Below are 14,011 nucleotides of genomic sequence, written 5' to 3'. Positions count from 1 at the left end.
TTTTTATAGACGTAAGCGTATTGTTTTAAAACATCGTTGATTGATTATGAAAATTAATATTTTTCCATCGAGAATGAATGCTTTTCCATAAGAATGCTAAAAAGTCGCGTATTGCGGCTTTTTTGGCGTTTTAATGTTTCAAATTTTAAATTTGGGTTTCGCAAACCTCACCTCCAGGGTAAGTATAAGAGGACTTTTACAAGTGGATTCAAGAGATACTATGGAAACATTACATGAAGGTGGGTAGAAAGAGCATTGATTGGTCAAGAGCTGAGAATAATAATTGTAGCTGGTTTGGAAACATAAGTATGGCATGACGTCAAGACGAGGAGGACATATGAAGAATAACAGGATTACAATACTTATACTTACGATGGTACTACTTCTGGTGTCCGGCTTTACAGGTTGGATAGGAAGCGTACAGGCACAATCCGGAACAGAAAAGACCTATGTCATTGGTACGGATGTCACCTTTGCACCCTTTGAGTTTCAGGACATCAATGGTGATTTTGTGGGAATTGATATGGATATACTGGCTGCTATTGCGAAGGATCAAAATTTCAAGTATGAAATCAAGGCATTAGGCTTCAATGCCGCAGTACAGGCGCTGGAATCCAATCAGGTGGATGGCGTAATCGCAGGCATGAGTATTACAAATGAGCGAAAAACGAAATTTGATTTTTCCAATACTTACTTTGAATCCGGCGTCGTGATGGGTGTTAGTGTTAACAATAATTCCGTAAAAAGTTATGAGGATTTGCGTGGTCAAAAAGTAGCCGTTAAAACGGGTACGGAAGGTTATCGCTTTGCTGAGGCAAATGCGTCAAAGCATGGATATACGATTGTGCCTTTCGATGATTCAGCGCAGATGTATGATGATGTCAAAACGGGCAATTCCGTCGCTTGTTTCGATGATTTTCCTGTACTGAAATATGGAGCGAATCAGAACAACGGACTGAAAGTGGTTACGGATCAAGAAAAAGGAGCACCTTACGGTTTTGCTGTGAGCAAGGGCAAAAATCAGGAGCTGCTGCAGAAGTTTAATGCAGGTCTTGCAAACATCAAGGAGAGTGGTGAGTACCAGCGTATCGTCGATAAATATCTGGGTGATAACGCCGAAACGGTTGCAAACCTGGGACGAATGGAACTTGTTATCAAATCCCTTCCAGCTTTGCTGAAAGGTCTTTGGCAAACGCTGTTATACACGCTGATGTCGCTATTTTTTGCTTTTATTATCGGTTTGATTTTTGCCTTTATGAAAGTAGGACATAACAAAATTTTGCGTGGCATCGCTACAGTATTTGTTGATATTTTCCGTGGTATTCCGCTACTGGTGCTTGCATTTTTCATTTATTTTGGTATCCCGCAAGCCTTTGGCTTTACGATGCCACTGTTTCTTGCAGCTATTCTGACGCTAAGTTTGAACGCAGGCGCCTACGTCACCGAAATTATCCGCGGAGGTATTCAATCGATTGATCGCGGGCAGATGGAGGCGGCTCGTTCGCTGGGTCTTCCTTATCGGAAAGCAATGATGAAAATTGTCATTCCTCAAGCGATTCGTGTGATGATCCCTTCATTTATTAACCAGATGGTCATTACGTTAAAGGATACATCGATTCTCTCCGTTATCGGCCTGGTTGAGCTTACACAATCGGGTAAAATTATTATTGCCAGAACGTTTGCTTCCTTTGACATCTGGTTAACCGTTGCGGTGATGTATCTGATCGTTATCATTACACTGACCAAAATTGCTGATTATATGGAGGTGAAGATCCGCCGTGGCTAAAATTAAAGTAGAAGGTCTCAAGAAAAGTTTCGGTTCCAATCAAGTGCTCAAAGGCATCGATGTTGAAGTGAATGAGGGTGAGGTCGTATGTGTCATTGGCCCCTCCGGTTCAGGGAAAAGTACATTTTTGCGCTGCATTAATCGACTGGAGGACATCACTGCAGGTCATGTGATCGTTGATGATCAGGATTTGAACAGTAGTGAAACCAATATCAATAAAGCTCGTGAGAACATTGGTATGGTGTTCCAGCACTTTAATCTGTTTCCGCATTTCAGTGTACTCAAAAATATTATGTTTGCGCCAATGGAACTTGGCAAATTGAATGAAGCACAGGCACGGGACACAGCGCTTCGCTTGCTTGACCGTGTTGGTCTGGCGGATAAAGCGGATAGCTTTCCAAGCCAGCTCTCGGGTGGACAGAAGCAGCGTGTAGCTATTGCTCGTGCACTTGCGATGAACCCCGATGTGATGCTGTTCGATGAGCCGACGTCGGCGCTTGACCCCGAAATGGTCGGCGAGGTGCTTGGCGTTATGAAGGACCTCGCTAGGGAAGGTATGACAATGATCATTGTTACGCATGAGATGGGCTTTGCCCGCGAAGTTGCGGATCGGGTTATTTTTATGGATGGCGGATATATTGTTGAGGAAGGTAATCCTGAACAGATCTTCGGTAAACCGCAGCACGAACGTACAATCAGTTTTTTGGAAAAGGTGCTCTAATCCGGTTCTATCATGGTTCAAAAACAAAAAAGTCGCGATATGCGGCTTTTTTTGTTTTGTACATTTATTCCATATAGGAATATAATAGGATTCCTGAAAACACTGAACGTATTGTATGCACATCCATATAAGGCCATTTTAAATCCCTTGCAAAGGAGTATTACCCTATGATCGAACCCGTACCTGAGATTGTACAACGACAATCCATAGAAGCCTTTCAGTCTGCGATCCGCAAATCGGAGAACGCTCAGAAGAACATGAAGGGGAAGAAAGCTAATACATCTGTTATAGAGAAACGACTTCATGCGCTGGTTGTAAGTTTGCACATTCTGGAACAGACCTGGTATAAGAGTGCTGATCATCAGTACGACATCTCGGAGATAAACGAAGCATGTGATGTAATGAAAAAACTCCTTCCTTCTCTTGAACGAATGATGGAGAAGTCGGCAGCCGGAACACCACAACATACTTTGCTTGAAAGAAGAATTCGGGCTTTTCAATTGGCTATTCTAGCGATGGAGCAGAAATTTCATTGAGATACTTGACAAAGAGATAAGCAAAAGGTAGCATTCTTTTATGACAGTGGTCACTGACATTGTAATAATAAGGAGAGCTTAATGTCCAATTCAAGTAAACAAAGCACGAGAGAAAAGTTAATGTTAACCGCAATTGATCTGTTCTCGTTAAAAGGGTATAAAAGTGTTACAACACAGGAGATTGCCTTAACCGCGGGTGTAAGTGAGAAGACGTTATTTCGCCACTTCGGTACGAAACAAAATCTGCTCGAGAGCGCATTTGATGAATATCATTATGCCGCAGAAATGACACGTCTTTTCGAGGAAAAACTGGTGTGGAATTTGCATTCAGACTTATTGTTAGTGAGCAGAACCTATCATGAACTTATGCATAAGAACCGCAAATTGTTTATGATCAGCCTGAAGGAAATGAATCATTTGCCGGATTTAAGAACACGAACGATAAGACACCCACAGCAGTTACTTGAGCTGTTAACCCGATATTTACAAACGATGTACGAGCAAGGCAAGGTGATTCAGATCAATGCTGAATTACAGGCTTTCTCCTTCATGGCATTAAACTACGGCTTGTTTATTAACCATATGGAGGATAATGTACATTTTCCGTGGCTATCATTAGAAGATGTGATTACCGAAAGTGTATGGACGTTCACTAGGGCGTTAACGCCCTAGTTTTTTAATCTATATTATGTCAGTAAGTACTGACAGTCATTTTTTAATGTTTTAAATAACGCATGGAAAAGAGGAAAAAGATGAAGAACACAGAGAGTTTGGAGCTCCGGGATACACCTTCAACCGGTAAAGAAACGGCACTACTTCGTGTGCTTGTCTTCACATTGATCATCTCTGTAATGAACGGGATGATGTTTAATGTTGTTTTACCCGTCATCGGGGATCAATTCGAACGGTCAGCTTCCGAGACAAGCTGGATCGTTACCGGATATTTAATTGTATACGCCGTTGGTACAGTCACTTACGGAAAGCTAACAGATCGATACAGCATTAAACATTTAATCACATTTGGGCTCTTATTGTTGGCTGTTGGGTCTGTGATAGGAATTCTGTCTACTTCCTATTTCATGATTATTTTGGCACGCCTGATTCAGGCAGCCGGTGCTGCAGTCATTCCAGCACTTGCCATGATCATACCCGTTCGCTATTTTCCGCCGAACAAGCGTGGTCAAGCACTAGGTACCTCTGCGATCGGAATCGCTCTGGGATCTGCTTTAGGCCCCATCGTTGCCGGATTAGTCTCTAGTGCCCTGAACTGGAAGTTTCTATTTGCAATTCCGCTGCTTTCGCTGTTGACTTTGCCCTTTTATCGAAGGTATTTGAATGATGAGAAAGGAGTCTATGAAAAGATGGATTACATCGGCGGGATGCTGCTTGCAGTAAGCATTGGAGCTATACTTCTCGCACTAACCAAGTTGAATTTGGGGTACTTGCTTCTGGGTATTGTAGCGTTAGCATTGTTTATCCTTCGTATTCTTCGTGCCGCATCACCGTTTGTGCAGCCAGCTGTATTTCGTAATCGATCCTACACATGGGGAATGTTTATTTCGTTTCTGTTGGTAGCCTGCGGATTCAGCATTCCATTTATCATCCCCCAGTTGTTAACCAATGTGTATGATGCTTATCCAGCTCTGACAGGTTTGATTATGCTGCCATCCGCTTTAATCGCAGCATTACTGGGAAGGCGCGGTGGAACGTTAGCTGACAAGAAAGGAAATGCTTATTTGATGTATACAGCCTCAACGATGCTCGTTATCGGTTTCATAAGTCTCTCGTTTGCTGCCGGTGTGTCATTGATTTTCGTTTCATCTTTTCTGATCTTAGCAGTCCTTGGTCAATCGTATATGCAAATTGCGTTGTCTAATACGATTGCACAGACACTTTCCAAGGAACAGGTGGGCATTGGCATGGGTCTGTTATCCATGTTTAATTTCATCGCAGCTTCGGTATCTACAACAGTTCTTGGCAAGGTTATCGACAGTGGAGCACAGCAGTTGCATATCAATCCTTTTATCAGCCTGTCATCTGCATTTGTATATAGTAACCTTTTTATTTTCTGCTTGCCATGTTGGTTGGGGTGATGACGTTTCTGTATCGCTGGTACTTTGATCGTAAATCCCAAGGATCAATGAAGGAATCATCTACATGGATTTGATGAAAGTTCTGGATGTGCAGGCCGTTTACAATTTAAAAATGAAATAACGAAAAAAGAGGTCTGTCACAAACGACAGGCCTCTTCTTCATGAAAATCTCAGGCTAAAAGGTACAATCGCACACCATGTGACGGCACATCGGCGTGTAAAATGTCCCCATCGACTTTGGCCGCATCGCCGCTCCATAGTTCTGTTCCTTTTCTTACAACGGAAGCAGACAAACCGACCGTTTTCAGGTCAATTTCCACCGGGAGCACTTGCTGCTCACCTACATTAAACACAGCGACGTAAGTAGAACCATCCGCATGTTCAGCGGTCCACACAATCAGATCGCCCTGCCGCAGTGCTTCCCTGGCACCATAACTTTCACGATGCATCCGCAGTACCTCGCGATTCGTCAGCAGAGACAGTGTCCAGTCATCGTTATCCCGCAGTTCACCGCCAAAGATGAGAGGAGAACGGAAGATGCTCCACAGTGACATCATCGTTAACTGCTCGTCCGGGGTGAATCTGGTCCATCGGTCAGCACCGCCTCCATCTACAGAACGAATACCGATGTGTCCCAGAGGCAGCATATCACAATCCGGCCAGCATCCCTCCTTCGGAACACCCTGCCATGTACGGCAGCGGTCGAACATATCAAGCAGCAGGGGCCAACGATCCCAGAAATCGTCCGTAACCCGCCACATATTGGCCTGTTCTGCAAAAAATGCTGCATATTCTACCGGAGCAGGACCAGGAGAAAGGCTGAGCACCATAGGCCGTCCGGCACGCTGTATAGCTGTTGCGATCATCTCAATCTCAGGCTGATGCGTGTCGTATAATCTGGAAGCGGCAATATCGTCCACCTTTACCAGATCCACGCCCCATGAGGCGTATAATTCAAATAATGAATCATAATAGGCCTGTGCGCCTTCTTTGTTGTGATCCACGCCATACATATCCGTATTCCACGGACAGATGGAATTGGTGTGAGCGATATCACGAGCAGTGGCCTCGGTTCCTAAAAGAGCCGTACCTGCATGAACAGCTTGCCGGGGGATACCGCGCATAATATGAATACCGAATTTGAGCCCAAGGCTGTGGACGTAGTCAGCCAGCGGTTTGAAGCCCAGTCCGCCGGCCGCTGAAGGGAAACGGTTCTCGGCTGGCATCAGACGAGAGTATTCATCCATAATCAGCGGCACAAAGGGTCGATATAGAGAAGATTGTGCCAAAGGTTCATACCACTGAATGTCTACGGTGATATATTGCCAGCCATATTCCTTGAGATGTTCAGCCATGTAATCTGCATTACCGCGAATCTCGGCTTCCGTTACGGCAGCGCCGTAGCAGTCCCAGCTGTTCCAGCCAAGAGGGGGTGTTGGTGCCGCATGAGTATGGTTCATGTGAATGCTCCTTTGGTTCAATGGATTAAAATTATTGCTCTGAATACCTTCATCTTAATCAAGAGAAATATAATTATCTACAGTAAAGTTGAGCCTTCAATAGCAATATATTGCGGTCAGTCAAAAAACAGCTTGCGATAGACCAGACTCTCGCCGCCGCTTCGAAAATCTCCAGGTGTAAGTCCTGTTAATCCTCGAAAAGCTTTAATAAAATAACTTCCGCTGGAATATCCAACCTGTAATGCAATCTGTTCAATGCTGAGTGTAGTGCCCCGCAGCAATTCCATCGCTTTTTCGATACGTACGCGCGTAAGATACACGCCTGGAGTGATCCCGGTACTTGCGGAAAACCTGCGGATGAGATGATATTTGGACAGGGAAACCTGCTCTGCGAGCTGATCCATACTGATCATGCTGGCATAATCATTCTCGATGTAAGCCGCTGCCTGCCGAATATGCTCAGACCAATTCTCACGATTATGACGTGTTGTCGTCTGCAGACGAACCAACTCGGTCATGAATTGATATACACTGGAGGAAGCGATGAACGGGTCCGTAATTCGTCCTGCTGCAGCATCGGTTACAATCATGCGCAGCAGGCGAACAGGTGCAGAGTCCATGTGTAGAGAAGGCACTTCACCGGCCTCGCGTTTAAACTTCCTCCAGTGAGCGGAGATGAGATCGGGCCGAAATAACAGGAATATGAAATGCCATGGTTCTGTAGCATCCTCAGGATAGTAATATCGATGCGGGCCCGGAATTTCTGCCAGAAAAGCTTGTCCTGATCTGACGCGATATGTTTTGCTGTTATTTTCAAAGATGCCTTCACCTGAAAACGTATATTGAAATAAAAGAAGTGGGCCATCCTTGCGCTCCAGCCCGTCCCAATGATATGAAGAATCCGTGATGATATCAGCCCCCGCAGCATACAGTTTGCATAGAGCAAGCTCATGATCAACTGCAAATCGAAAACCGTATGTACCTTTTGAAATATCCATGAAGGTCCTCCTGAAGTTTGATTGCGGTTACAATCCATTATATATCGTATCGTGTTACATCTGAAATAGCTGTATGCTGGCGCTGAAGCTTGTAAAACAAAAGTGCTCTCAACTGTAGCGCTATAGAGAAGAAAGGTTAATATCGTGAAGCTCCAGGTTAGTTTTCTGCATTTAGTCATGCGGGTGAAGCAGGTAAACTGATTAAATAGACTACGCAGCCTACCTTTGGTGTTGTAGCGGACTGAGCATTTTTATTGGAGGTGCAGGATGAACGTGAATAAAATCCCGTTTGATAACGCAGCACAGCAGTGGGAAGAAGCATTTCCGATTGGAAACGGAACCCTTGGCGGTATGGTTTTCGGAAGAGCACATTTGGAAAGAGTGCAGCTTAACGAAGACAGCCTGTGGTATGGCGGGCCGATGGAACGGAACAATCCGCGGGCACTGGACTCTCTGGATGAAATACGGCAGCTGCTGTTCCAGGGCCGGATTTGGCAGGCCGAAGAGCTTGCACTCACATCGCTGGTAGGTGTACCTGACGGACAGCGACATTACGAGCCGCTTGGTGATTTTTATATGGCTATGCATGATGTCAATGAGGAAATAACGGATTACCAGAGGCATCTTGATCTGGAGCGAGGGCTCGTTGAGATGCAGTATACTTCCGGCAAAGTAACGTTTACGCGCAGCTATTTTTCGAGTTATCCCGATCAGGTATTGGCTGTTCACCTATCCGGCAGTATGTCTGGCCAGTTATCATTCACTGCACTTTTCGGGAGAGGTTCCGTGCTGAACTGGTCTCCGTTATCCGGTGCATTAAGACACCCGGTTGGCTTCCAGTCGCTGCTTGATCGAATCGAACAACACAGTAATGGCGACATGATCATCCGGGGAAGAAGCGGCGGCGAAGATGGTGTTCGCTTCTGCTGTGCCATTCGGGTTATACACAAAGGCGGAGAGCTTCGATACTCGGGTGGTCAAATATCGCTTGGTCATGCTGATTCAGCAACTGTGCTGATTGCAGCCTGCACCGATTTTCGCTATGCCAAGGAAGAGCTTGTTACGGAATGCCTGCGAAGAATAGAAGCAGCCGCTGCCAAGTCATATGAGCAGCTGCTTGAAGATCACATTGCGGATTATCAAGCTCTGTTCAAACGGGTAGATCTGCGTCTTGAAGGTGGAGGTACAGACCGGGATTACATCCATCTGCCCATGAATCAGCGTTTAGCGAGACTTCAGAGCGGAGCTAATGATCCTGAACTGGTCAGTTTGTATTTTCAGTTTGGACGTTATCTGCTCATTTCCAGCAGTCGTCCGGGTTCATTGCCTGCTAATTTGCAAGGTATATGGAACAAGGACATGCTCCCGGCGTGGGACAGCAAGTATACCATTAACATCAACACTGAAATGAATTATTGGCTGGCGGAAAGCTGTAATTTGGCAGCGTGTCATGTCCCGCTTTTTGATTTTATCGGCAGATTAAAGGTTCGTGGGCGGGAAACAGCAAGCCAGATGTACGGATGCAGGGGCTTTGTAGCGCACCATAATTCAGATATATGGGCGGATTCTGCACCACAGGACGTATGCCTGACATCTACTTTCTGGACGATGGGCGGCGCATGGTTATCCCTACATCTGTGGGAGCATTATGCATATAGCGGGGATAAAGCTTTCTTGTCCCAAGCATATGAAACAATGAAGGAGGCAGCACAATTTATACTGGATTTCCTCGTGGAAGCCCCGGAGGGCAATCTTGTCATATGTCCATCATCCTCGCCAGAGAATATTTACATACTAGAAAATGGTGAGTCAGGTGCGCTTTGTTACGGGGCATCGATGGACAACCAGATCATTCGCGAGCTGTTTAACCGTTGTATAGAAAGCGCACATATTTTGCAGCAGGATCAGTCGTTTGTTATACAGTTACGCGAAGCGTTATCGCGTATTCCTGACATTGACATCGGGAAGCACGGACAGATTCAGGAGTGGAGCAATGATTATGAGGAGCTTGAACCAGGCCATCGGCATATCTCCCACTTGTTTGCTTTACATCCGGGATCACAGATCACTCCGCGTACAACACCTGAACTGGCCAAGGCCGCTCGGGTCACGCTGGATCGCAGACTTCAGCATGGGGGAGGGCATACGGGCTGGAGCCGTGCCTGGATTCTCAATATGTGGGCCAGACTGGAGCAGGGTGAGTTGGCACATGATAACGTAGTTGAGCTGCTGCGATCTTCTACTCTGCCTAATCTGTTCTGTGATCACCCCCCGTTTCAGATCGACGGTAACTTTGGGGGGACGGCAGGTATTGCCGAGATGCTGCTGCAAAGTCATGCGGGCGAGATTCACCTTCTTCCTGCTCTGCCAAGTGCATGGCCCAAAGGCTCAGTTCGGGGGCTGCGAGCACGTGGAGGAATTGAGGTGGATATGGAATGGCTTGATGGAGAATTGATCTCAGCTACGCTGCGTTCAAGTGCAGCTGCGACCGTTACCGTATCATATTTGGCACAACAGATCGAGCTGCATTTTAAGCATGAACAGCATTCGATTTCATTAAAAGGGAAACAAGAAATCTGGGGATAACAGCGATTGGAGGGTGTTTCTGTTATCGGAGTTTTTGTGAGCATGCTTTGCTTCATTATTTAAGCGAAACGTCCGGGTACATGACCTGGTACGGGTCGCTTTTTTGCTTTTCACTGAAGATGATGCGTACTTTCGCGCAATAAAATGCATCATTTTCACATTGAAAATGGTGACAACAAACTATAGAATGGAAACAATCTCATGAATTATCCATAAAAATGTAAGCGTTTACTATTATATGGATACATACTTTAGATTGCTTATTATTTTTGGTAGACAGCTTACGCAGCACGTCTTATCGTATTCCGTCTGAAGAAGATTTACGGCAGATGGATTATTTTTCGTTACTGTGAAGGGGAGGATGTCATGTTAAAGGTATTGCTGGTCGACGATGAAATGTTTATTCGCAAAGGGATGTATGAGCTGATTGATTGGCATAGTCTGGGCATGGAGATTGCTGGAGAGGCAGAGAATGGACTGGAGGCGCTCAAAAAAGCGGAATGTTTGCAGCCCGACATCATTATTACCGATATTCGAATGCCAATCCTCGATGGATTGGAGCTAATCCGGGCTGTAGCCAATTCACCGACTATGGAGCCGGTTTTTATCATCATTAGCGGATACCATGATTTCAAGTATGCTCAACAGGCCATTCGATATGGTGTGCAGGATTATATCCTGAAACCGATTGACGATGAAGAGATGACGGCAACGCTGCAAAAGTCGGCTGACTTGATCCGAAACAAGCGGAAGCATGCCTTTCTGGCAGAGGAACAGGCGAGTCGTATTATGCTCAAAGACATGATCAAGAGACAGGTGCGCAAAGAAGATGAGAACCGTTATGCAGACATGCTTGGTATGGACCGTCAGACTTCACTCATGATTGTGTTGATTGAAATTTTGATGGGGGGTGAGATGAGACATATCACGGTTCAGCATATTAACGATTTGCTGCAAGCGTTAGAGGGTGATTTATTCAAGTTATACGTCATTGAGGAGCAGCGAGGCAGATTAGCCTTAGTGCTTCTCTGGAAAGAATCACACAAGAAACATCGTACAGATGACGTGGAAGATCAGATTCAGAAAATTCAGAACAGATTGAGTGAACAGTTGCAGGCAGATGTGGCGCTGTATGCTGGTACGATGGTGAATGACATGAGTGATGCACCACGGTCTTACGCCGAAGCAGATGAAGCATCCCGACATAAATTTGCAGAACACGGTAATGTGATTTGGTATTCCGAAGTAAAGGACAAGCCTTTATACGTTTTTAATGTAAATCACGAAGTGGTTGATCCGTTGATTTTGAGCCTGGAAGAGCGTAATCGTGTCGCTTGTCATACCGTGGTGGAGGAGATGTTCAAGCTGTTTCATTCCCGCCGTTTCTCTCCTCAAGCAGTTACGGGTTCACTTGTACGCTGCATGACGGGTATTCTCGCTGTAGTTCATGAGATGGGAGGCAGTGAGGCGGGATTGCAGCAGCTCAAGTCACTCGCGGAGCAAGGACAGGACGGCTGGAATCTGCGTCTTCTCAAGGAAGCGTTTGTTGCTGCACTGGAGGAAGCGGAGCAATATATCGCACAGCTGCGTTCAGAACAGTCCAAGGGTGATATCAACAAGATCAAACGATATATCGATTCCCATTATACGGAGAATATCAGCCTTAAAAGCATTGCAGCCGAGTTCTATATGAACCCGGTTTATCTAGGTAGGCTTTTTCGCAAAAGCTATAATCAGTATTTTAATGAATATTTGCTACATCTCCGCATTCAGGAGGCACAGAAGCTTTTACGTCAAACGGACCTGCGAATGTATGAGGTAGCCGCCCGCATCGGATTTCAGAATGCAGATTATTTTGTGACGCAGTTTGAGAAAATCCTCAACATGACTCCTACAGCCTATCGTAATCTGCTGAAAGAGGAAGGACTGCGGGGGGCCGAGTGATGCGCTGGAATCTGAATTATATGAAGCTTCGGGACAAGCTGCTGTTAATGTATGTATTATCCGTATTTATCCCGATAGTGTTTACCAATATTGCTTTTTACCAGGTGACAACTGCGAATATTCGCAGTCAGAAGACACGTGATGCAGGAGTTGCGTTAAACAATCTGAAGAATGAGCTGCGCGTTACGATTGATCAGGGAGTAGGGCTATCATATTCTCTGTATGCCGATCCCGTATTTAATGAGACATTATCCCGTTCGTTTAGCAGTCACTCGGAGTACATTCGTGCGTATAATTCCTATCTCAAGAGTGAGTTTTCTGGTCAAATAAGCCAAGGCATTCGTTGGTACCAGGTGTACACGGATAACCCGACCATTTTGTCATCGGGCTACATTGAGCGTCTGACCGAAGCCGTCCGCAAGTCAGGCTGGTACCAACAATTGAAGGATCACACTGCGCCCTATCCGACCTTGGTTACCGGAGATCAAGGGTTAAGTCTTGTGCAGCGCTTGAACAACGGTGATACCGGGGGAATTGAACAGCTGCTCAAAATTGACTTTAACATGGACCTGATGAAAGAGCAGTTTCGCAACAGCGGTTTTGATGGCAGTGTGTATCTGGTGGATCCTGAAGGATATATCCGTTTTTCTAATCGTTCCAGTTCAGGGCCTACTTCTGTCGGAGAGCTGTATGGCAATATGGAGTTTCCCAACAAGACCATTCGCTTTGAACGGGTCTATTCAGGCATCAACTATCTCGAAGGCTGGTCATTGCAAGGGGTCATGGATGAAGAAATTGTGCTGCAGGAAGTACGCCAATCCAGGTCTTTTGTAGTCTGGCTGGCATGTATCAACTTTGTGCTGCCTACCATCATTATTGCTGCGATGTCCAGATCCATACATGTAAGACTGGTCCGAATTCTGAAACATATGAAGAAGGTGAAAACCCAGAACTTTCAGACGATTCCACCTGAGGATGCCAGAGACGAGATCGGTCAGCTGACCACTGAATTTAATCGAATGACAGAGACGATCCGAAATCTGATTGATGAAGTATACCTGGCCGATATTCAGAAAAAAGATCTGGAGCTGAAGCAGCAGCAGGCTCAGCTGCATGCGCTGCATAGTCAGATTAATCCGCATTTTCTGTTTAACACGCTCGAATCTGTGCGGATGCGAAGTTTGATTAAGGGAGAGAAGGAAACCGCCAAAATCGTGCACCATATGGCCAAAATGTTCCGCAAGTCCATTAGCTGGAACCAGCATGAAGTGACCGTAAAAGAAGAACTGGAACTCATCGACAGCTTTTTGCAAATTCAAAAATATCGTTTCGGAGAGAAGCTTCAGTATCACATTGAGGCTGATGAGTCTGCTTTAAAATATCGGATTCCTAAAATGGTTATTTTGCCATTTGTAGAGAATGCCAGCATTCACGGTATTGAGTCAACCCCCGGAGAAGGTTTAATTCAGCTATTCGTACGTGTAGAGGAGCAGGAGCTACATATCCGCCTGGAGGATAACGGGATTGGCATGTCTGCCGCCAGATTGCAAGAATTGCTGCTGTATCTGGATCAGAATGTAGATATGGGCGAGCATGTTGGCATGAAAAATGCATACAGCCGATTGAAGCTTTGTTACATGGATCGCTTTTCTTTGACCATACAATCCGTAGAAGGCCAGGGAACAACAATTCATATCAAGCTTCCTCTTGAGCATAATTCACTTAAAGAGGTTGTTCAAAAAGTCAACTTTTGATCACGAGGTCACTCGAGAAGTGGATTCGACATCGAATCTTGAATTCAGCCGGGCCGTCCGTTGCTCACGTAGGTTCGCCTACGCTCCGCTACTCCGCCCCTAGCTTCATCCAACCTTCTCGGTGCTGAAAACC

Annotated in this window: 10 protein-coding genes; 8 read left to right on the top strand and 2 right to left on the bottom strand. The window is 45.5% G+C overall.

What is annotated here, in order from left to right:
* The first annotated feature begins 337 nt into the window (after positions 1 to 337).
* The 5 genes from ACQSGY_RS03505 to ACQSGY_RS03485 all read left to right on the top strand — a co-directional run bounded on the left by ACQSGY_RS03505 (position 338) and on the right by ACQSGY_RS03485 (position 5,136).
* Positions 338 to 1,786: an amino acid ABC transporter substrate-binding protein/permease gene (locus ACQSGY_RS03505; protein WP_427050682.1), complete on the top strand. Its 1,449-nt coding sequence runs from the start codon at positions 338 to 340 to the stop codon at positions 1,784 to 1,786.
* Positions 1,779 to 2,507, top strand: a complete 729-nt coding sequence (locus ACQSGY_RS03500) for an amino acid ABC transporter ATP-binding protein (RefSeq protein WP_427050681.1) — start codon at positions 1,779 to 1,781, stop codon at positions 2,505 to 2,507. The genes ACQSGY_RS03505 and ACQSGY_RS03500 overlap by 8 nt, the downstream gene beginning before the upstream one ends.
* Positions 2,508 to 2,674: 167 nt before the next feature.
* Positions 2,675 to 3,043, top strand: a complete 369-nt coding sequence (locus ACQSGY_RS03495) for a hypothetical protein (protein ID WP_427050680.1) — start codon at positions 2,675 to 2,677, stop codon at positions 3,041 to 3,043.
* A gap of 81 nt (positions 3,044 to 3,124) precedes the next feature.
* Entirely contained in the window at positions 3,125 to 3,715 is a 591-nt protein-coding gene (locus ACQSGY_RS03490) for a TetR/AcrR family transcriptional regulator (protein ID WP_216513899.1), read from the top strand.
* Positions 3,716 to 3,795: 80 nt separating this feature from the next.
* Entirely contained in the window at positions 3,796 to 5,136 is a 1,341-nt protein-coding gene (locus ACQSGY_RS03485) for an MFS transporter (RefSeq protein ID WP_427050679.1), read from the top strand.
* Positions 5,137 to 5,306: 170 nt separating this feature from the next.
* On the opposite strand, the gene ACQSGY_RS03480 is transcribed toward ACQSGY_RS03485, so the two are convergent.
* Together ACQSGY_RS03480 and ACQSGY_RS03475 are read right to left on the bottom strand one after the other, a co-directional pair.
* The gene (locus ACQSGY_RS03480; protein WP_427050678.1) at positions 5,307 to 6,596 is read right to left on the bottom strand and encodes a glycoside hydrolase family 27 protein; all 1,290 of its coding nucleotides are present in this window, start codon (positions 6,594 to 6,596) and stop codon (positions 5,307 to 5,309) included.
* 116 nt (positions 6,597 to 6,712) lie between these two features.
* Entirely contained in the window at positions 6,713 to 7,594 is an 882-nt protein-coding gene (locus ACQSGY_RS03475) for a helix-turn-helix domain-containing protein (RefSeq protein WP_427050677.1), read from the bottom strand.
* A gap of 267 nt (positions 7,595 to 7,861) precedes the next feature.
* Here ACQSGY_RS03475 and ACQSGY_RS03470 point away from each other — a divergent pair, with 267 nt between their 5' ends.
* From ACQSGY_RS03470 to ACQSGY_RS03460, 3 genes are all read left to right on the top strand, one after another.
* Entirely contained in the window at positions 7,862 to 10,180 is a 2,319-nt protein-coding gene (locus ACQSGY_RS03470; RefSeq protein WP_427050676.1) for a glycoside hydrolase family 95 protein, read from the top strand.
* 366 nt (positions 10,181 to 10,546) lie between these two features.
* Complete coding sequence (locus tag ACQSGY_RS03465) at positions 10,547 to 12,124, top strand: response regulator (RefSeq protein WP_427050675.1); 1,578 nt, start codon at positions 10,547 to 10,549, stop codon at positions 12,122 to 12,124.
* Entirely contained in the window at positions 12,124 to 13,878 is a 1,755-nt protein-coding gene (locus ACQSGY_RS03460; RefSeq protein ID WP_427050674.1) for a cache domain-containing sensor histidine kinase, read from the top strand. The genes ACQSGY_RS03465 and ACQSGY_RS03460 overlap by 1 nt, the downstream gene beginning before the upstream one ends.
* Positions 13,879 to 14,011 lie beyond the last annotated feature (133 nt).

Origin of the sequence: Paenibacillus sp. TC-CSREp1 (assembly GCF_050171015.1) — a bacterium.
Classification (GTDB): domain Bacteria; phylum Bacillota; class Bacilli; order Paenibacillales; family Paenibacillaceae; genus Paenibacillus; species Paenibacillus silvae.
Note: the sequence above shows the minus strand (reverse complement) of the source record. Positions and strands in the feature narration are given on the sequence as shown.